Genomic DNA, 18142 nt, shown 5'->3' with positions numbered 1-18142 from the left:
CCCGTTTGGCCACGAGCAGGAAGCGAAACGATGGAGAACGGCATTTCCACGAACGGATCGGGCAGCAACGGCTCCGCGGGGAGCCCGGCGACGGGGTCCCCTTTCGCCGAACCGGGCACGGGCGGACTGACCGGCAGCAGCAACGGCAACGGCAAGTCCACGACCAGCTCCGCCGAGACGTTCACCTTCCCGCTGCCGACGCGCAGTTCGGGTTCGCACAGCACCGAGGAACCGGCCGCGGCCTCCGACACGACGGCGCCGCCCGAATCTCGTGGACGCACCGTCATGCGACGCAACGCGATGGGAGTGGCAGCCGTGCGAGTCGCGGGCCGTCTTGCACACACCGAACTGCTCGAGGAGCACCTCGCGTCGGCGAGCAGCCACTCCGCCGATCCCACCGTGGACGCCGACGAACTGCTGGCGCTGCTCGGCGAGTACCTCGTCGCGGCCGGGTTCGAACGCCCCGAGATCCACGCGAAGCTGAACGGCCAGTCGATCGTCGTCGACCTGCGTTCGCCCTCGACCGCGCGCTGACTCCTGCCGCCGGGCGCGGTCAGGGCCACAGCACCTCACGGATCCACCGGTCCGACTCCCGGCGGTACAGCCGGCGCACGTGTCTGCGTCCGGCGTCCGCCTGCCAGAATTCGACGCTGTCGGGGACGATGCACCATGCCCGCCAGGTCGCCGACACGAAGTCGGGGTCGGCCTCGAAGCGGGCCACCGCCGCCGCGACCGCGCGTTCGTATTCGGCGGGATCGTCCAGCACCTCGCTCTGCCTGCTGGCGGCCGCCACGGCGCGTGCGGTGACCGACCGTTCGCGGAAGTCGCGTGCGGACAGCGCCGGCTCCCCCTCGATCACGGTGCCACGCACCCGCACCTGCCTGCCCTGCTCGCGCCAGTAGAATGACAGTGCGGCAACGGGATTCGCGGCCAGGTCATGTCCCTTCGGTGAGCGGGTGTCCCCCGAGAACCAGAAGCCCTGCTCCGTGACGTCCTTGAGGAGCAGGAAACGTGCGTCCGGATTTCCGTCGGCGTCGACGGTCGACAGCGCAGCGGCATGCGGTTCCGGCACGCCGGCTTCTGCGGCCTGCTCGATCCAGTCGAGGAACAGCGCCGTCGGTGAGTCCGGCAGCGTGTCGACGGGCGCAGGCGTCGCGCCGCTGAGTGCGGGCAGTGCGCGGATCCATGCGCGGGTGTCCGGAAACGACGAGCGGTCGGGTGCAGTCGGCATGTTCGGCATGTGCCGACAGTAGCCGCGGCCCGGATCGTTCAGTCGGACACGGCCGGATCGGCAGGCCCCACCAGCATCCAGCGATGCCCGAATGGGTCGATGAGGGTGGCGTTGCGGTGTCCGTGACCCTCCGAGATCCAGCGTTCCACGGTGCCGCCGGCGTCGCGGGCACCCACCAGGACGGCGTCGGGGTCGTCGACGGACAACATCAGGCTCACGGACGTCGACCCGGACTCCGGCGCGGTCAGACCCATCTCGGGGAACTCCTCGGCGAGATAGATCATGCCGGTCGGCAACCGTAGTTCCGCATGACCGACCCGGCCGTCGTCCATGACGATCGGCTCACCCACCACCTGGGCGCCGAACACCTTGGAATACCACTCGATCGCCTCGACACCGCGCCGCACCGTCAGGTACGGCAGCGCGCCGGGAACGGGGACTTCGGGCAACGTCGTCACCTCCCAGTGTCCGTGATGCGTCGAGTCCCAGTGTGCCCCCTCAGGCGGACGCCGGAGGTTGCAACATCGCCCACTTGTTGGAAGTGAGCCGGAAACTCGGGAAATCGGACAGCGCCGCAACCGATTCCCAGGTGCGTTCGTACCCGGTGTGCGTGATCCGCCAGTTGCCGTCGGCGCACCGAAGGTAACGATCGTGGTAGTAGGCGGACCCGCGCAGCAGCATGCCGTCCTCGGGAATCAGCGTGGTGTCTGCGAGAAACCACACGCCGACCGCGGTGTCACCGGTGACGGTGATTTCGGGTTGGCCGCACTGATGCTCGGTGATGACGTGTGTCCCGAGGGTGTTCTCGAGGAAGGACACGAACGAGTCACGGGAGTCGAACGTGAGGTATTCGCTGTACGTCGCGGTGACGTCCGGGACCATCGTGTCGGCGAACTCCACCCACGACTTCGTGTCGAGTGCACGTGAGTAACGGTGCTTGAGCTGCTCGATCTGTTTGATCGCTTCGAGATCCATGACCCCCGCCTCCTGTGCAGCGACATGCAAACCCTGGACTGCAGATTAGTCCGAGAATCTGCAGGTTCGCGTTGGATTCCCCCGTTTTGCCCGGATCATGCATATTCAGGCCGTGATCCGGGACACGAAAAGGTTACGAAATGACTGCATGGCCTGCGCTCCAGCACACACTCCACCCTACCTTAGGCCAGCCTCACCTGATAGTGATGCGATCCTCCGGGCATGCCCGGAGCCGTGACGCTCGAATCCCATTGCTGCACAGCGTTTTCAGTGAACGTTGCCGCCGCGGGCCGCACGGGGCGAGCCGCCCGCACCGAACGTCGGACACGATTGCTGTGACCCCGAATCTACAGATACCTCGGCCCGCGCTAGCGTGACGCGCTACCAGCGCAGGTCGCCGCCCGCGACGTCGTCGGCCAGCGACCGGACGTAGTCGAGTTCGGCGGCCACCACCGCCCGGCGGTACTCGTCCTCGACGAGGAACAGTCGCGGAAGAACCGCCCCGGACTCGGCGAGGCCGGCATCGAGCCCGGCCAGTTGCCGTTCGAGCGAGGCGATCCGCGAACGCAGGGCGCCGAGCGCGTCGCCGGCGTCGAGACTCGGCAGGAATGCCAGCGCGGCAGGGAATTCCGGGAATTCGCGCGCCGGTTCCGCAACCATCTCGCGCAGCCAGCGCGTCAGCGTCGTCGCACCCGGTGCGGTGAGCCGGTACGTCGTGCGCTCGGGTCGATTCTCGGCCCGTTCCGTCGCCTCGACCTCGATCAATCCGTCGCGCAGCAGGCGCTCGATCGTCTGGTACACGCTGTTGCGCTGAGCGACGTTGACGACCTCGTCCTTGTGTCGCTCCTTGATCAGTTGCTGCATGCGGTAGGCGTGCATCGGCTCTTCCGACAGCATCGACAACACGGCCATCGCCAGCACGGATCTACGCGGTGAGGACATTTGCCGAGCATATCGGTCGACCGTAATTAGTCATTTTATGTATAGTCTTTATATGACTAAACAGGTTGTGATCATCGGAGGAGGCATCGCCGGCCCGGTCACGGCGATGGCCATGCAGAAGGCCGGACTCGATCCCGTGGTGTACGAAGCGCGCGGTCACGGCGCCGACGGTGTCGGCGCGTTCCTGACCCTGGCCACCAACGGCCTGGAGGCACTGCACCTGCTGGACCTCGATCACCAGGTCACCGCGCTCGGAATGGGCACCCGCAGGATGCGAATCGTCAGCGGAACCGGGAAACGCCTGGCCGAGTTCGACAACGGTGGACTCACCTCCTTCGGCACGCCGTCTCGGACGCTGCGCCGCGCCGACCTCTACCGCACCCTGCGCGACGAAGCACTCCGGCGCGGCATCCGCATCGAGTACGGCAAACAACTCCGGGACGCCCGCCAGGGCGACGATCGGGTGCACGCCGATTTCGCGGACGGCACGTCCGCGGACGGCGATCTGCTGGTGGGCGCCGACGGGCTGTGGTCGCGCACCCGGTCCCACCTCGACCCGCAGGCGCCCACACCCCGATACCTCAGCCTCCTCAACACCGGAGGATTCGCGACCGGCCTCGCCCTGGACGGTGAACCCGGCGCGGCCCATTTCGTCTTCGGCAAGCGGTGCTTCTTCGGCTATCTGATCCATCCGGACGGCGACGTCTGGTGGTTCGCCAATCCCGGGCGCCGCACGGAACCGTCGGCAGGCGAACTCGCCTCGATCACGCCGGAGCAGCAGCGCGCCGAACTGACCGAGTTGTTCTCGCGCGACGCCGGGCCCGCGCTGCAGATCGTCGAGGCCACCGAGCACATCATCGGCAGCTGGAGCACCTACGACCTTCCGACCGTGCCGACGTGGCGCAACGAGCGGATGGTGATCATCGGGGACGCGGCGCACGCCACGTCACCGTCGTCCGGGCAGGGCGCCTCCATGGCGATCGAGGACGCCGTCGTGCTCGCGCGATGCCTGCGCGAGTACCGGGACACCGCCGTCGCCCTGGCCGCGTACGAGACCGCACGGCGCGCCCGGGTCGAGCGAATCGGCGCCCAGGGCAAGCGAAACGGCAGCGGCAAGGCACCCGGTCCGGTCGGGCGCGCGATCCGCGACCTCACCCTGCCGACGGTCATGCGGATGATCGGCCGCCGCGACAGCCTGCGCTGGATGTACGACTACCGACTCGAGTGGTGACCGGCCGGAGTCGCTAATCCAGCTCGGCGGCCAGCTCCATCCACTGTTCCTCGGTGGATTCCTTCTCCGCGACGACCTGCTTGAGCTCCGTGTCGAGCTTCTGCAGCTTGTCCGGATCGGTGGCGGCCTCCGCCAGCTTCTCGTGCAGCTTGCGTTCCCGGTCGTCCAGCTTCGCCACGGCCCGCTCGAGACGCGACAGTTCCTTGCGGGCGGCGCGTTCGGCGGCCCCGTCCCGCACCTGCTTGGGCGCGGACGCACCGGTCGCCGTCGACGCCACTGACGGTGCGCCGGTGTCGACCATCTTCGCTCGCCGACGCAGGTAGTCCTCGATCCCCCCGGGCAGGTTGGTCAGCTTGCCGTCGCCGAACAACGCCCAGGTGGAGTCACAGATGCGTTCGATCAGGTACCGGTCGTGGCTGATGACGACCATCGTTCCCGCCCAGCCGTCGAGAATGTCCTCGAGTTGCTGCAGCGTGTCGATGTCGAGGTCGTTGGTCGGCTCGTCGAGCAACAACACGTTCGGCTCCGACATCAGCACACGCGTCAGCTGCAGCCGGCGACGTTCGCCACCGGACAGGTCACCGACCGGTGTGCGTTGCCGGGCGGGGGTGAAGCCCAGCCGTTCGGCGAGCTGCCCGGCCGATACCTCCTTGTCGCCCAACGTGATCCGCTCGGCCACGTCCTTGACGGCCTCGAGCACCCGCATGTTCGTCGGCAGGTCGTCGAGTTCCTGACGGAGCCAGCCGATGTGCACCGTCTGCCCCTGGATGCGTTTGCCCGACGCCGGCGCGATCTCCCCGGCGAGCGTGCGCAGGAGCGTCGTCTTGCCGGAGCCGTTGACGCCGACCAGACCGACGCGCTCGCCCGGCGCCAGCCGCCACGTGAGGTCGTCGACGAGTACCCGGCCGTCCGGCGTCTCCAGGCGCGCATCCTCGAGTTCGATGACAACCTTGCCGAGCCTGCGCTGCGCGAACGATGCCAGCGCCACGTTGTCGCGGGGCGGCGGGACATCCGCGATCAACGCCTCGGCGGCCTCGATCCGGTACTTGGGCTTGGACGTGCGGGCGGGCGCGCCGCGCCGCAGCCAGGCCAGTTCCTTGCGGGCGAGGTTGCGGCGGCGTTCCTCGGAGGCGTCGGCCTGCCGGGAGCGCTCCGCCCGGGCGAAGATCCAGTCGTTGTAGCCGCCCTCGTAGCTTTCGACCCTGCCGCCCACCACTTCCCACGTGCGGTTGGCCACCGTGTCGAGGAACCACCGGTCGTGGGTCACGACCACCAGCGCGCTGCGCCGGCCGACGAGATGTTCCGCCAGCCACTGCACACCCTCGACGTCGAGGTGGTTGGTCGGCTCGTCGAGCACCAGCAGGTCGAGGTCCTGGACGAGCGCGGCCGCCAGCGCGACGCGTCGCCGCTCGCCACCCGACAGTCCGTCGACCGACACCTCGAGCCCGAGGTTGTCGATGCCGATCCCGGCCAGGATCGACCGGATGCGGGCGTCGCCCGCCCACTCGTGGTCGGCAACCCCGAGCGGTCCGAGCACCACGTCGCCGACGCTGGACCCGGGCGGCAGGACACCGCGCTGGGTCACGACCGCCATGCGCAGGCCGCCGACCCGGCTGACACGTCCCGAATCGGGCGCCTCCACCCCGGCGAGCACCTCGAGCATGGTGGTCTTGCCACCGCCATTGAGGCCGACGACGCCGATGCGTTCGCCTTCCTGCAGTCCGAGGGATACCGAATCGAGCAGCGGCTTGATGCCGAAGGACTTCGATACCTGCTCGAGATTGATCAGATTCGCCATCAGTGCGATCCCTCCGCCGCGTCGTTGATTATTCGGGCGCCCGGTACGGGTCCGCTGGCGACTCGCACCGTGCGACACACCCCCGCACCTGCGAGTTCTGCGCTGACACGGACCGCGGCATCCGCTTCAGCACATAGAAAGGCACAGGTCGGGCCGGACCCGGAGACGATCCCGGCCAGGGCGCCCGCCGCGACCCCGGCTCGCAGCGTCCGCCGCAGTCCCGGATTCAGCGACAGCGCGGCCGACTGCAGGTCGTTGCCCAGCAACGGAGCCAACGTGGCAGCGTCGCCCGTCGTGAGGGCGTGCATCAGGTCTTCGGGTCCGCCGAGTCGTGGCGGATTCCCGTCGGCACGCAGCCGGTCCAGCTCCCGGAACACGGTCGGGGTGCTCAAGCCGCCCTTCGCGAGCGCGAGCACCCAGTGGAACGTGCTGCGGGAGAGCACCGGCAGCAGTCGCTCGCCGCGTCCCGTCCCGACCGCGGTGCCGCCGTGGAGGGAGAACGGCACGTCACTGCCGAGTTTCGCGGCGAACCCGTCGAGTTCCTCCCGCGACAGGTCGAGTTGCCACAGCGCGTTCAGACCGACCAGCGTCGCCGCGGCGTCGGCGCTGCCGCCGGCCATCCCGCCTGCCACCGGGATGCCCTTGTCGATGGCGATCTCGACGTCCGGACGCCGCCCCGCCTCGGCGGCGAGCATCTCGGCGGCCTGCCACACGAGGTTGCCGCTGTCGGTGGGCACGACGCGGGCGTCCTCACCGCGGACCTTCACCGACAGCGTCTCCGCCGGGACCACGGACACCGTGTCCCCGAGCGAGAGCGCCTGGAACACCGTCTTCAGCTCGTGATAGCCGTCGTCACGCAGGTCCCCGACAGCCAGATGCAGATTGACCTTGGACGGGGCCCTGACGACGACGGGGCGAGGAACGACGGAAAGCACAAGGGTAGAGCTTAGGCGCTCCCGGTACGGGTGCGGAAATGCGCACCATCACGCACTTTGCCACTCACGTGCGTCACAGGTGCGGGCCGAGCCGGGTGGTGAGGCTGCCGCCGCGGGCGAGGGGCAGACGCGTCCGCGCCGACCGGATGTCACCCGTGACTTCAGCCGGCCGGTCGTCCGGGTACCGCAGTTCACTGGTGACGGCCGCCGGACCGTCCAGCACGTCGTGCGAGACGGTGCCGACACCGAGTTCCAGCTGGTGCCGGAGCAGTGGCAGGTCGCCGAGATCGGCGTCGGTGACCCCTACCCAGCGTCCCGCGCTCTCCCCCGCCCGCCCGATCTGCACCCGTTCACGCAGCAGCACCGTCGCCGACTCGGCGAGGGTCACCGTCGTCTCGACGCGATGCTCCGCGCCGCCCGCGATCACGGTGGGTTCCAGTGCGCAGTCGAGGACCGCGTCGTCCCCGACCTCCACCGACCACCGCGCCGTGGACAGCACCCGACCGCGGCCGGGCAGCGCCAGGGACGCCGCGACGCTGCGCAGCGTCAGCCGGGCACCCGGCAGCACCCGGACGGTGATGTCCCAGTGGTCGCCGCCTAGCGGGGTCGCGGCGGTGCCGATCACGTGGACCGTGTCGCGGCCGGTGATCCGGGCCGCCAGTCCCCCGGCCGCGGAGATCCGCGCACTGCGGTCGGGGGACGCGACGATCGTCAGTTCGGTGCGCACTACGGGTGCACGGCGGCGAGCGTGCGCACCTGCTCCCGCACCCATGCCAGCGCCGGTCCGGACGACGGGTCCTCCGTCAGCGAGATCAGCACGGTGGGCCTGCCCTCGCGAACCTGCTCGGCATCGCGGCGCATCACCCCGAGATCGGCTCCGACCATCGGAGCGAGGTCGGTCTTGTTGATCACGAGCAGATCCGAGAACGTCACACCGGGGCCACCCTTGCGGGGAACCTTGTCGCCACCGGCGACGTCGACGACGAAGATCTGCACGTCGATCAGGCCCGAGGAGAACGTCGCGGTGAGGTTGTCGCCGCCGGACTCCACCAGGATCAGATCGAGCGGCGGGTTGGCCGCGATCAGGTCGTCGATCGCGTCGAGGTTGGCGGTGATGTCGTCGCGGATGGCCGTGTGGGGGCAGCCACCGGTCTGCACGGCGGCGATCCGCTCGTCCGGCAGCACGGCGTGGCGGCGCAGGAAGTCCGCGTCCTCGGTGGTGTAGATGTCGTTGGTCAGCACGGCCAGCGACAACTCCTCGCGCAGTTGCCGGCAGAGCGCGGCGACGAGCGCCGTCTTGCCCGATCCGACGGGCCCGCCGATCCCGATCCGGACCGGTTCCCCCGCCACCCGGACCCGCCGGGGACGGTCGTGCTGATGGTCGTGCGGTTCACCGTCGATGAAATGTGGTGGCATGGTTGATTTCTCCTTACTGGGTACAGCGGTGTCACGACACGAACAGGGGGCGGTCCCGCAGAACGTGCCGTTCGGCGACGACGTCCAGGAACGGGTCGGACACGCTCGCCAGCCCGGTGCCGCACCGGTCTGCGATGTCGTCGCACAGGTCGGCCAGCGCGAACGTGCACGCGGCGACCTGCGCGGGGTCGAGAGCGAGTAGACGCTGCGCGGCGATCGCGCACCCGGTCATGGTGGTGTACACGAAGACCAGCGCCGCCTCCCGTGGTTCGACCGCGGTGACGGATCCGACCACTCCGGACACCACGGGCAGGTGCGGACGCGTCCCGACCGGCGACCAGTCGTGCTCCGGCCACGTGGTGCGGGCCAGCCGCAGCAGACCTCTCCCCTGCGCCCGCGACGACGACCGCGCCGCCGGGGACGGGGTTCGCGCATCCATCTCGGCGTCGGCGTGTCCGGCGGTGAGCCGGCCGGCGCACACCGCCGCGGTGATCGATCCCCCGACGAGCCCGGCGGTCCGGATCCGGCGACGCAGGAACGCCTCCATCGTGGCGACGTCGCGGACGACACCGCTGGCGACGGCCTCCTCGATGCCACCCGAATGCACGTGACCGCCCGTGGGCAGCCGCGAGTCGGCGAGCGACATCAGGTGAGCGAGGCGCATCAGAACAGAAAGTATCGCTGGGCCATCGGCAGTTCCGCCGCCGGCTGTTCTTCCCACACCTCGCCGTCGATGCGGACGGTGAACGTGTCGGGGTCCACCTCGATCCGCGGCTGTGCGTCGTTGCGCGGCATGTCGGCCTTGCCCCGCGACCGCACGTTCGCGACCGGCACCAGTCGCCGGTTCAGGTCCAGCCGATCCGCCAGTCCGTCCTCGAGGGCGTGCGGTGCGACGAAGTGCACGGATGTGGCGGCCGCCACCTTGGGGGCCGCCCCGAACATCGGACGGGGCAGCACCGGTTGCGGAGTCGGTATGGACGCGTTGGCATCTCCCATCGCGGCCCAGGCGATCATCCCGCCCTTGATCACCGCGTGCGGCCGGACCCCGAAGAACGCCGGATCCCACAGCACCAGATCGGCGAGTTTGCCCACCTCGACCGACCCGATCTCGTCCTCCAGCCCGTGTGCGACGGCGGGGCAGATCGTGTACTTGGCGACGTAGCGCTGGACGCGCTGATTGTCGGCGCCGTTGTCGCCGGACAGGAAACCCCGCCTGCGTTTCATCACGTGCGCGGTCTGCCAGGTGCGCAGCACCACCTCGCCGATCCGTCCCATCGCCTGCGAGTCGCTGCCGATCATGGAGATGGCGCCCAGGTCGTGCAGCAGGTCCTCCGCGGCAATGGTGGACGGCCGGATGCGGCTCTCCGCGAACGCCAGGTCCTCCGGGATCTTCGGGCTCAGGTGATGGCACACCATGAGCATGTCGAGGTGCTCGTCGAGGGTGTTCACGGTGTGCGGCCGGGTCGGATTGGTCGAACTGGGCAGGACGTTCGGGTGCGCGGCCACCGTGATGATGTCTGGTGCGTGGCCGCCGCCGGCGCCCTCCGTGTGATAGGCGTGGATCGCACGTCCGGCGATCGCCGCGATCGTGTCCTCGACGAAACCGGCCTCGTTCAACGTGTCCGAGTGCAGCGCGACCTGCACCCCCGCGGCGTCCGCGACGGTGAGGCACGCGTCGATCGCCGCCGGTGTCGAACCCCAGTCCTCGTGCAGCTTGAACCCGGAGACACCGCCGCGCAACTGCTCCCACATCGACTCGGAGTTGACCGTGTTGCCCTTGCCGAGCAGGGCGATGTTCATCGGCCAGCCGTCGAGTGCCTCCAGCATCCGGGCGGTGTGCCACGAACCGGGGGTCACGGTGGTGGCCTTGCTGCCCTCGGCGGGTCCGGTGCCGCCGCCGATCATCGTCGTGATGCCGCCGCCCAGCGCCTCGTCCATGATCTGCGGGCAGATGAAGTGCACGTGGCAGTCGATACCGCCTGCGGTGAGGATCTTGCCGTTCCCGGCGATGATCTCGGTGGACGGGCCCACCACGAGATCGGGGTGCACGCCCGACATCGTGTCGGGGTTGCCCGCCTTGCCGAGCGCGACGATGCGTCCGTCCCGAATGCCGACGTCCGCCTTGATGATTCCCCAGTGGTCGACGACCACCACGCCGGTGATCACCGTGTCGGGCGCGCCCTCGGCGCGGGTGGCGCGACCCTGGCCCATGGACTCGCGCAACACTTTTCCGCCACCGAACACCGCTTCGTCACCGGCCAGCCCCGGTCCGCCGCTGCGGTCCTCGGTGATCTCGATCAGAAGGTCGGTGTCGGCGAGCCGGATGCGGTCGCCGGTCGTGGGACCGAACAGCTCCGCGTACCGTGCGCGGCTGAGATCGGTCATGACGCGTCCAGCTTTCCGGGAGGAGTGAGGCTCAGCCCGTGCACTTCCCGGGTCCCGCGCAGCGGCACGAGTGAAACCGTCTGCGCGATACCAGGTTCGAAACGCACCGCGGTGCCCGCGGGAATGTCCAGCCGCAGCCCGTGGGCGGCGGAACGGTCGAACTGCAGCGCGTGATTGGCCTGCGGAAAGTGAACGTGGCTACCGACCTGCACCGGCCGGTCACCGGTGTTGACCACCGCGAGTTCCGTGCGGGGAGAACCCTCGTTGAGCTCGATCACGCCCTCGGCGCAGAAGACTTCACCTGGAATCACGGTCACCCCTACGCGATCGGATCATGGACGGTGACGAGCTTCGTGCCGTCCGGAAACGTGGCCTCCACCTGCACGTCGTGCAGCATCTCCGGGACGCCCTCCATCACGTCGGCGCGGGTGAGCACCTCCCGGCCGGACACCATCAGCTCCGCCACCGACCGGCCGTCGCGGGCCCCTTCGAGGATGTGATCCGTGATGAGGGCCACGGCCTCCGGGTGGTTCAGCACGAGTCCGCGTTGCCGGCGCCTACGCGCGAGTTCCGCGGCGTAGCTCAGGAGCAGACGCTCCTGCTCGTGGGGCGACAAGCGCATGTGTCCTCCTGCGGTCGGTGCGTCGCAATACTGCCACGAACTGCACCCCGCCACCGCCCACGCCCCGGAACTGCCGCCGTCCTCACCCCGCCGTTCTCACCCCGGAAACACTCGTGACACGAACCCGTCACAGCGCCGCCCTGACCGTCTCCCCATGACCGCCTCACCCGCCGCCCGACAGCGACGCGCAGTCGCGTCAATAGCTGGCGGGGATGCCGAACACCCTGATCGCGTCGCGGTACATGCCCAGTTGCTGGTCCTTGGTCAGGGGCATGAATTCGGCGATCAGCTGACCCGCGCTGGTGATCGCGCTCATCGCCCCGACCACCGGCAGTCCGGCGACGTTGAAATCGACCGTTGCCCTGCGGATGTGGTTGGCCGACGTCACGAGGATCGCGCCGCCCGCACCGAGCGAGCGGGCGAGCGGAACCGAGTTGAGCGCGTTACCGACCGTCGATCCGGCACGATGCTCGGGGTGGATGCGCTGTGCAGGCACACCGTGCGCCTGCAACCAACCCTGCATCGCGGCCGCCTCCGTCACGCCGTTCTGCGGGTTGCCGCCGGTGACGATGATCGGCGACATCGGCGAGACCCACGACTGGACCATGGCGGCCTGCAGGCGGTTGACCAATTCCGGCCGCATCGTGCCGTCTGGGAGCAGACCGAACCCGAGGACGATGATCGCGGTGGACGGACCCTGAATTGCCGGAAGTGGGTTCGGGGGCGTGAACGAGGCGATTCTGATCGCGTTCAGCAACCCGTCGACGCCGGCGCGCATAACGCCGTCCGCCGCGCCCAGCCGGGCGAGCGCGGCCTCACGGGTAATCAGATCGCCCGCGGCGTCGGCGTAGATGGCCTGCAACGCCAGCGCGTTCGTGTCGCCGGGCTCTCCGGCGACGGCGCCGCCGATGTCCGCGAGGGCACCGCGGGTGTCCCCCGCGGCGAATCTGCCCTGCGCGCTGTTGAAGAGGTCCGCCGCCGAGGCGGACGCGGTGGCGGTGGTCGAGACCGCCAGCGCCACGCAGAAGGCGGTGGTCATGACTGCGGCGAGCAGCGCCCTGACCGCCGAAGTGATGGGTCGAGCACGGAAGTGCGTCACGCTAAGACCTTTCCGTCGGATTTTTCACGAAGTACTCATGCGATGGTCCGTGGAGCGTCGGCGCCAGTGTAGTGACACTCGTGGGGCTGGTGGGAAAATCGTTACTTACCGTTATCTCCCGCCGATAGAGGACAGAAGATGTCCTCTATCGATGGCATCCTGAGGTGCATGCGGGAAACTTCGGCACGACTCCTCCGGCTGCTCTCCCTGCTCCAGACCCGAAAGGACTGGTCCGGGGCAGAACTCGCCGACCGGCTCGGCATCACTCCGCGCACCGTCCGGCGAGATGTGGAGAAACTCCGCGACCTCGGCTACCCGGTCGACGCGACGGTCGGGGTCGGCGGCGGGTACCAACTCGGCGCCGGCGCGGAAATGCCGCCCCTGCTGCTCGACGACGAGGAAGTACTGGCCGTCGCGCTCGGCCTCCAATCCGGCGCCACCGGCTCCGTGGTCGGCATCGGCGAGGCGTCGATGCGAGCACTCACCAAACTCCGGCAGGTGATGCCGTCCCGCCTGCGGCACCGCCTCGAGGCGCTGCAGGTCGACGTCGTCCACCGCGAGCCCGCGAAGAGCGCCGTCGACGCGCAGGTCCTGTCGGCCGTCGCGTCGGTCTGCCACAACCACGAGCGACTCCGGTTCGACTACCGCACCCACGACGGCACCGAGAGCCGCCGCGAAGTGGAGCCGTACCGGCTCGTGCGCTCCGGACTGCGCTGGTACCTCGTCGCCTGGGACCTCACCCGCGCCGACTGGCGGTCGTTCCGGGTGGACCGCCTGACACCCAAGATCCCGACGGGACCACGGTTCACGCCCCGCGAACTGCCGCCCGGCGGCGCTGCCGAGTTCGTCGCACGCGGAATCAACCGCGCCGTCACCCGGATCCGCGCACGAGTGCTGCTGCACGCGTCGATCGACGAGATGGCGGTCCTCGTGCACGAAGACTGGGGAACTCTCGAAGAGATGCCCGACGGCCAGTGCGCGGTCGCGCTCGGCGGCGATTCGGTGCCGTCGATAGCCAACTGGCTCAGCGCATTCGGCGTCGACTTCACCGTCCTCGACCCACCTGAGCTGCGCGAAGAGTGCCGACGGGTGGGTGAGCGTCACCGCCTCTTCGCCGACCGCTACGGTAACGCCTGACCGAGACGCCGTTCAGCCGTCACCGCGGACCGAAAATCCCGTGGAACCGAACGGTCCTGCGCGGCGTCCAACCAGGTGACGACAACGAAAGGCCGGGGTAGTCGGGGATGCAGCACACGATTGTCGAGGAGGGTCGCGCGCGGGCGCCTGCGGGGACGGGAACAGTCGGGAAGGTGCTGGTCGGGGGCCACCTGGCGCTCGGGGGCGCCACCGTGGTGATCATGGCGTTCTCGTTGGCGTTCGTCTGCACACTGGACAACGGAGCGCAGCCGTGGACGTGGCCAGGCAGGTATTCGGCGGCCTGGTTCGTCGCCGCCGCCATCGTCTCCACCACGCTGTGGGCGCTCTTCGTGACGGGAACGGTGATCTTCTCGTCGAGGCCCCGGCGGGCACTCGGAACGGCCACGTTCTTCGTCGCCGCGGCCCTCGGAGCCGCTGCGGTGATCGGACTGTTCGGGCCGTCGGAGAGTTCGGCGCTGCAACTCTGGCTGGTCTGCGCCATGAATCTCGGGTACCAGGCCGCGCACCTCAGATCGGCCTAGCAGCGACGGCGTGTGGAGACGAGACAAGGCCCCACTCCGTGACGAGTGGGGCCTTGCTCGAACGTCATGTCCCGGCGAACCGGGAAGTCATGGCCGTTCTCAGATCAGGGTGACGCCGGTGGCCTGCGGGCCCTTGTTGCCCTGGCCGATCTCGAACGAAACACGCTGATTCTCCTCGAGCGTGCGGAAGCCGCCGCTCTGGATCTCCGAGTAATGGACGAACACGTCAGCGCTGCCGTCCTCGGGGGCGATGAAGCCGAACCCCTTCTCGGAGTTGAACCACTTCACGATGCCCTCTGCCATGTAAATCTCCTCTAACACAGTAACTTCTTCAGGCAACCGGCTCGGTTACCTGGGTCATTGAACACGACCGTCTATGACAATTCCTGTGGAGGACGTCCAAACGCTCGCAACCATCGATTTGCGAGCGTGGGAAACACAAACACAAAACTTACGACCTCCAATAGTGAACCACACATCCGGTCGGTTGTCTCCCCCAGGGTGCGGTTCCCACCCGTGAGTACTTGTTAACCGCCCGCGGTTAACAAGTACTCACGGGTGGGTGGCGGCAAGACGCACGAAGGCCGCGGCGTCGAGAGTCTCGCCGCGGGCGGACGGTGGGATGCCTGCCTCGAGCAGTCGTCGCTCGGCCTCGACGGGTGATCCCGCCCAACCACCGAGAGCGGCTCGTAAAGTCTTGCGGCGCTGAGCGAAAGCCGCATCGATGACGGCGAACACGCGGCGGCGGTGTTCGTCGTCGATGGGCCACGGCGGTTCGGCGTACCGGTCGATGCGGACGAGACCCGACTCGACCTTCGGGACGGGCCAGAACACCGCCCGGCCGACCGCGCCGGCACGTCGAACGGCGCCGAAGAAATTGGCCTTCACACTGGGCACGCCGTAGATCTTGCTGCCCGGGGACGCCGCCAGGCGGTCGGCCACCTCGGCCTGCACCATCACCAGTGCGGTTCGCAGGCTGGGCAGTTCGGAGAACAGGTGCAGCAGCACGGGCACCGCGACGTTGTACGGCAGATTCGCGACGAGAGCCGTGGGCTGACCGGGGATCTCGGACGGCTTGACCCGCATCGCGTCCGCGCCGACCACGGTCAGCCGGTCCGCGAGTTCCGGGGCACGGTCGGCGACCGTGACCGGGAGTCGTGCGGCGAGGTTGGGGTCGATCTCGACGGCGATCACCTTGTCGACGACGTCGAGCAGCGCCAGCGTCAGCGAACCGAGCCCCGGGCCGACCTCGAGGACGGTGTCGTCACGTCCCACTCCGGCGGTCGCGACGATGCGCCGGACCGTGTTGGCGTCGTGCACGAAGTTCTGCCCCAGCTGCTTGGTGGGGCGCACACCGAACTCCTCGGCTAACGCACGCACCTCGGCGGGGCCGAGCAGTGCGGCCTGACCTCGAGCGACGGGGGGTACTTCGGCTTCGGACACCAGCCGAACTTTAACGCACGCCGAGCCTGCCCGAGCACGACGGCCACGCTCCCCAGCCCTGCGTCTTCTGCGTCTGCGACGCGACGGCGATCTGCTCCTCGCGGGTGGCGAGGTCGGCGCGCGGTGCGTACTTGAGGCCGCCCTGACGTTCCCATGTGTTCTGGTCGAACTGGACGCCGCCGAAGAATCCGTTGCCGGTGTTGATGGCCCAGTTGCCGGTGGCCTCGCATTGCGCGAGGGCGTCCCAGACTGAACCGTTCTCGACGGGCGGCACCTCGGTGCCCGGCTTCGCGCCGACGCGGATCACCTTCGGCTGAGCCGGCGTCGTGACCGTCGCGGACACCTGGTTGCGTCCGACTTCCTCGCCGTTGACGGTGTTGACCGCGAACGTGACGTCCTGGACGCCGGGCAGTCCCGGACTCTCGACGACGGTGCGACTCTTGTTCATCGTCGGGTCCTCGATCCGCTGCTCCGCCGGAGCCAGCGGCACCGTCTCGACCTTCGTCTCGGTGCGGTCGCGAGTGACGGTGACGTCCATCCCCTCGGTCAGCGGAGTGCCCGCGGCCGGGACGACGGTGTCGGCCTGCTCGAGCGGCGCACCGTGCGCGGCAAGGAAGTCCCCGACCGTCGGCGCGGCCATGCGCACGTCGGCGACCGGAAGCGCACCATCGGCGAGCTTGACGACGAGCGGGTTGAGCACGTCGAGTGCGGCGCCGTCGAGCGGAAGTCGCTGCGAACGGGACGCGGACACGTGCACGTCCTCGCCGAGATCGAACTGCTTCAGCGCATCCTCGACGGTGAGCGCGGTCGTCCACACCGTCTTGGGCTGCCCGTCCACCGTCAGCGACACCTCACGCGCGCGGCGCAGAACCACGGTGTCCCCGTCGGACAGAGTCGCGTCGCGTTCCGGCGCCACCGCGTCGCGGTCGGTGACCGAATACCCCGCGTCGGCCAGGGCGGCGTCGACGCTCGTGGTCATGGTGCTCAGCGAGATCGTCTCGCCGTCCACGTCGAGGGTGACGTTCTTGTGCCGGACCACGGCCATCACTCCGCCGGCGATCAGCGTGGCGAGAAGCAGGGCCACCACGGTGTACAGCAGCGGCGAGCGAGCCGAGTTGATCTTCGCGAAGGGTGACATCGGGTTCCTTTACTTCAGATCGTCAGCGGAGTCCGAGCTTGCTGGTGCAGGCGGGCCATGCGCCCCAGCCCTGCGCCGCCTGGACCTTCTCGGCGACGGAGATCTGCTGTTCGCGGGAGGCGAGGTCGGCGCGGGCGGCGTACTGGCTTCCGCCGAACGCCTCCCAGGTGCTCTGGGTGAACTGCAGTCCGCCGAAGAATCCGTTGCCGGTGTTGATGGCCCAGTTGCCGGTGGCCTCGCAGTGCGCGATCGAATCCCAGGTGGAGGCGTTGGAGATGGCGAGTTCCTTCACACCGACCTTGACGAGCGCGGGTGCGGGCTCGCGGAGCACCTGCGAGCTGAGTTCCTGGCGTCCGGCCTCGACACCGTTGACCGTCTTCACGGAGGCAGTGACGGTGCGCTCGCCGGGAACTCCGGGGTTCTCGACGACGGTCTTGCCCTTGTCGAGCGAGGGATCGTCGACGCGGTTCTCGGGCGGCGCGATGGGCAGCGTCTCGGTGCGGGTCTCGGTGCGGTCGCGGGTCACGTGGATCTCGGCACCTTCGACGACGGGGGCGTCGGCCGGGGGGACGACGGTGTCGGCCTGCTCGAGCGGGGCGCCGTTGGCGGCGAGGAGTTCGCCGACGGTGGGGGCGGCGAGGCGGACGTCGGTGAGCGGGGCGCCGCCGTCGGCGACCTTGACGAGCTTGGCGTTGACGACCTCGAGCGAGGTGCCCTCGAGCGGCAGACGCTCGGAGCGGGACGCCGAGACGTGGACGTCGTCGGCGAGTTCGAACTGCTTCAGCGCGTCGTCGACGGTGAGCGCGGTGGTCCACACGGTCTTGGGCTGCCCGTCGACGGTGAGGTCGATCTCGCGCGCCCGCCGCAACACCACCGTGTCGCCGTCGGAGATCGACGCGTCGGCCGCGGGAGCGACCGCGTCACGCTCACTGACGGTGTATCCGGCGTCGTCGAGCGCGCCGCTGACGTCGGACGCCATCGTGCCGAGCGAGATGGTCTCGCCGTCGACGTCGAGCGTGACGGTCTTGTGCCGTGCCACTGCCAACGCACCGCCCAGGACGAGCGTCGCGAGCAGTGCCGCGACAACTACGTAGAGAAGGGGCGATTTGGCGTTGTTGATTCTGGCTAGAGGCGACACATGAATTCCCAAGGCTGGCGGACGTTTGATCACGGTACGGTAACGAATCGGCGATGGTCTGGCAACTTTGCCGCTACGACCTGCGTCCTAGATCACGAAAAGGTTGAGAT

General features: G+C 68.8%; 21 protein-coding genes. 4 read left to right on the top strand and 17 right to left on the bottom strand.

Annotated elements, in window-relative coordinates; genetic code table 11:
* The first annotated feature begins 30 nt into the window (after positions 1-30).
* Positions 31-534 (top strand): metal-sensitive transcriptional regulator, encoded by a 504-nt coding sequence (locus JWS14_RS31130; protein WP_072941081.1) that lies wholly within the window; start codon positions 31-33, stop codon positions 532-534.
* Between the two features lie 19 nt (positions 535-553).
* Here the strand turns inward: JWS14_RS31130 and JWS14_RS31125 are convergent, their stop codons facing one another.
* The 4 genes from JWS14_RS31125 to JWS14_RS31110 all read right to left on the bottom strand — a co-directional run bounded on the left by JWS14_RS31125 (position 554) and on the right by JWS14_RS31110 (position 3148).
* The gene (locus tag JWS14_RS31125) at positions 554-1231 is read right to left on the bottom strand and encodes a pyridoxine/pyridoxamine 5'-phosphate oxidase (protein ID WP_095861430.1); all 678 of its coding nucleotides are present in this window, start codon (positions 1229-1231) and stop codon (positions 554-556) included.
* A 38-nt stretch (positions 1232-1269) separates the two neighbouring features.
* Positions 1270-1689 (bottom strand): VOC family protein, encoded by a 420-nt coding sequence (locus JWS14_RS31120; protein WP_174705485.1) that lies wholly within the window; start codon positions 1687-1689, stop codon positions 1270-1272.
* Between the two features lie 40 nt (positions 1690-1729).
* Positions 1730-2206 (bottom strand): nuclear transport factor 2 family protein, encoded by a 477-nt coding sequence (locus JWS14_RS31115; RefSeq protein ID WP_015889488.1) that lies wholly within the window; start codon positions 2204-2206, stop codon positions 1730-1732.
* A gap of 381 nt (positions 2207-2587) precedes the next feature.
* A complete protein-coding gene (locus JWS14_RS31110) occupies positions 2588-3148 on the bottom strand; it encodes a PadR family transcriptional regulator (RefSeq protein WP_095861206.1) in 561 nt (186 codons plus the stop codon).
* Positions 3149-3200: 52 nt separating this feature from the next.
* On the opposite strand from JWS14_RS31110, the gene JWS14_RS31105 reads away from it, so the two are divergent.
* On the top strand, positions 3201-4379 hold the full coding sequence (locus JWS14_RS31105) for an FAD-dependent oxidoreductase (protein WP_095861207.1): 1179 nt from the start codon (positions 3201-3203) through the stop codon (positions 4377-4379).
* A gap of 13 nt (positions 4380-4392) precedes the next feature.
* On the opposite strand, the gene JWS14_RS31100 is transcribed toward JWS14_RS31105, so the two are convergent.
* The 9 genes from JWS14_RS31100 to JWS14_RS31060 all read right to left on the bottom strand — a co-directional run bounded on the left by JWS14_RS31100 (position 4393) and on the right by JWS14_RS31060 (position 12574).
* Positions 4393-6177: an ABC-F family ATP-binding cassette domain-containing protein gene (locus tag JWS14_RS31100; RefSeq protein ID WP_072941089.1), complete on the bottom strand. Its 1785-nt coding sequence runs from the start codon at positions 6175-6177 to the stop codon at positions 4393-4395.
* Complete coding sequence (locus tag JWS14_RS31095; RefSeq protein WP_072941090.1) at positions 6177-7112, bottom strand: 4-(cytidine 5'-diphospho)-2-C-methyl-D-erythritol kinase; 936 nt, start codon at positions 7110-7112, stop codon at positions 6177-6179. Before JWS14_RS31095 ends, JWS14_RS31100 begins: the two co-directional genes overlap by 1 nt.
* Before the next feature lie 73 nt (positions 7113-7185).
* Positions 7186-7839, bottom strand: coding sequence for an urease accessory protein UreD (locus JWS14_RS31090; RefSeq protein WP_095861208.1), 654 nt, complete (start codon positions 7837-7839; stop codon positions 7186-7188).
* A complete protein-coding gene (ureG, locus tag JWS14_RS31085) occupies positions 7839-8528 on the bottom strand; it encodes an urease accessory protein UreG (protein ID WP_072941093.1) in 690 nt (229 codons plus the stop codon). Before ureG ends, JWS14_RS31090 begins: the two co-directional genes overlap by 1 nt.
* 31 nt (positions 8529-8559) lie before the next feature.
* Positions 8560-9192 carry an urease accessory protein UreF gene (locus JWS14_RS31080; RefSeq protein WP_095861209.1) on the bottom strand — a complete coding sequence of 211 codons (633 nt, stop codon included), beginning with the start codon at positions 9190-9192 and terminating at the stop codon, positions 8560-8562.
* Positions 9192-10913 carry an urease subunit alpha gene (locus tag JWS14_RS31075; protein WP_072941096.1) on the bottom strand — a complete coding sequence of 574 codons (1722 nt, stop codon included), beginning with the start codon at positions 10911-10913 and terminating at the stop codon, positions 9192-9194. Before JWS14_RS31075 ends, JWS14_RS31080 begins: the two co-directional genes overlap by 1 nt.
* Positions 10910-11224 (bottom strand): urease subunit beta, encoded by a 315-nt coding sequence (locus JWS14_RS31070; RefSeq protein ID WP_072941223.1) that lies wholly within the window; start codon positions 11222-11224, stop codon positions 10910-10912. Before JWS14_RS31070 ends, JWS14_RS31075 begins: the two co-directional genes overlap by 4 nt.
* Positions 11225-11232: 8 nt before the next feature.
* Positions 11233-11535, bottom strand: coding sequence for an urease subunit gamma (locus JWS14_RS31065; RefSeq protein WP_005255454.1), 303 nt, complete (start codon positions 11533-11535; stop codon positions 11233-11235).
* A gap of 196 nt (positions 11536-11731) precedes the next feature.
* A complete protein-coding gene (locus JWS14_RS31060) occupies positions 11732-12574 on the bottom strand; it encodes a YdcF family protein (RefSeq protein ID WP_095861431.1) in 843 nt (280 codons plus the stop codon).
* Positions 12575-12802: 228 nt separating this feature from the next.
* Here JWS14_RS31060 and JWS14_RS31055 point away from each other — a divergent pair, with 228 nt between their 5' ends.
* Together JWS14_RS31055 and JWS14_RS31050 are read left to right on the top strand one after the other, a co-directional pair.
* Positions 12803-13771 (top strand): helix-turn-helix transcriptional regulator, encoded by a 969-nt coding sequence (locus JWS14_RS31055; RefSeq protein WP_072941098.1) that lies wholly within the window; start codon positions 12803-12805, stop codon positions 13769-13771.
* Between the two features lie 107 nt (positions 13772-13878).
* Positions 13879-14313: a hypothetical protein gene (locus JWS14_RS31050; RefSeq protein WP_095861210.1), complete on the top strand. Its 435-nt coding sequence runs from the start codon at positions 13879-13881 to the stop codon at positions 14311-14313.
* A 99-nt stretch (positions 14314-14412) separates the two neighbouring features.
* Here the strand turns inward: JWS14_RS31050 and JWS14_RS31045 are convergent, their stop codons facing one another.
* The 4 genes from JWS14_RS31045 to JWS14_RS31030 all read right to left on the bottom strand — a co-directional run bounded on the left by JWS14_RS31045 (position 14413) and on the right by JWS14_RS31030 (position 18032).
* The gene (locus tag JWS14_RS31045; RefSeq protein WP_005255446.1) at positions 14413-14616 is read right to left on the bottom strand and encodes a cold-shock protein; all 204 of its coding nucleotides are present in this window, start codon (positions 14614-14616) and stop codon (positions 14413-14415) included.
* Positions 14617-14865: 249 nt separating this feature from the next.
* Positions 14866-15756: a 16S rRNA (adenine(1518)-N(6)/adenine(1519)-N(6))-dimethyltransferase RsmA gene (gene rsmA / locus JWS14_RS31040; protein WP_095861211.1), complete on the bottom strand. Its 891-nt coding sequence runs from the start codon at positions 15754-15756 to the stop codon at positions 14866-14868.
* A gap of 10 nt (positions 15757-15766) precedes the next feature.
* Positions 15767-16894: a resuscitation-promoting factor gene (locus tag JWS14_RS31035; RefSeq protein WP_072941103.1), complete on the bottom strand. Its 1128-nt coding sequence runs from the start codon at positions 16892-16894 to the stop codon at positions 15767-15769.
* Positions 16895-16916: 22 nt separating this feature from the next.
* Positions 16917-18032 (bottom strand): resuscitation-promoting factor, encoded by a 1116-nt coding sequence (locus tag JWS14_RS31030; protein WP_095861212.1) that lies wholly within the window; start codon positions 18030-18032, stop codon positions 16917-16919.
* Positions 18033-18142 lie beyond the last annotated feature (110 nt).

Source organism: Rhodococcus koreensis, from assembly GCF_017068375.1.
GTDB classification, from domain to species: Bacteria; Actinomycetota; Actinomycetes; order Mycobacteriales; family Mycobacteriaceae; genus Rhodococcus_F; species Rhodococcus_F koreensis.
This window is presented reverse-complemented; position numbering and strand designations above follow the sequence as displayed.

Excerpts from the sequence above, each read along its gene's own strand:
- JWS14_RS31130 (WP_072941081.1), top strand. The coding sequence starts at position 31 with ATGGAGAACGGCATTTCCACGAACGGATCGGGCAGCAACGGCTCCGCG.
- JWS14_RS31125 (WP_095861430.1), bottom strand. The coding sequence starts at position 1,231 with ATGCCGACTGCACCCGACCGCTCGTCGTTTCCGGACACCCGCGCATGG.
- JWS14_RS31115 (WP_015889488.1), bottom strand. The coding sequence starts at position 2,206 with ATGGATCTCGAAGCGATCAAACAGATCGAGCAGCTCAAGCACCGTTAC.
- JWS14_RS31110 (WP_095861206.1), bottom strand. The coding sequence starts at position 3,148 with ATGTCCTCACCGCGTAGATCCGTGCTGGCGATGGCCGTGTTGTCGATG.
- JWS14_RS31105 (WP_095861207.1), top strand. The coding sequence starts at position 3,201 with ATGACTAAACAGGTTGTGATCATCGGAGGAGGCATCGCCGGCCCGGTC.
- JWS14_RS31100 (WP_072941089.1), bottom strand. The coding sequence starts at position 6,177 with ATGGCGAATCTGATCAATCTCGAGCAGGTATCGAAGTCCTTCGGCATC.
- ureG (WP_072941093.1), bottom strand. The coding sequence starts at position 8,528 with ATGCCACCACATTTCATCGACGGTGAACCGCACGACCATCAGCACGAC.
- JWS14_RS31080 (WP_095861209.1), bottom strand. The coding sequence starts at position 9,192 with ATGCGCCTCGCTCACCTGATGTCGCTCGCCGACTCGCGGCTGCCCACG.
- JWS14_RS31075 (WP_072941096.1), bottom strand. The coding sequence starts at position 10,913 with ATGACCGATCTCAGCCGCGCACGGTACGCGGAGCTGTTCGGTCCCACG.
- JWS14_RS31065 (WP_005255454.1), bottom strand. The coding sequence starts at position 11,535 with ATGCGCTTGTCGCCCCACGAGCAGGAGCGTCTGCTCCTGAGCTACGCC.
- JWS14_RS31060 (WP_095861431.1), bottom strand. The coding sequence starts at position 12,574 with ATGACCACCGCCTTCTGCGTGGCGCTGGCGGTCTCGACCACCGCCACC.
- JWS14_RS31055 (WP_072941098.1), top strand. The coding sequence starts at position 12,803 with ATGCGGGAAACTTCGGCACGACTCCTCCGGCTGCTCTCCCTGCTCCAG.
- JWS14_RS31050 (WP_095861210.1), top strand. The coding sequence starts at position 13,879 with ATGCAGCACACGATTGTCGAGGAGGGTCGCGCGCGGGCGCCTGCGGGG.
- JWS14_RS31045 (WP_005255446.1), bottom strand. The coding sequence starts at position 14,616 with ATGGCAGAGGGCATCGTGAAGTGGTTCAACTCCGAGAAGGGGTTCGGC.
- JWS14_RS31035 (WP_072941103.1), bottom strand. The coding sequence starts at position 16,894 with ATGTCACCCTTCGCGAAGATCAACTCGGCTCGCTCGCCGCTGCTGTAC.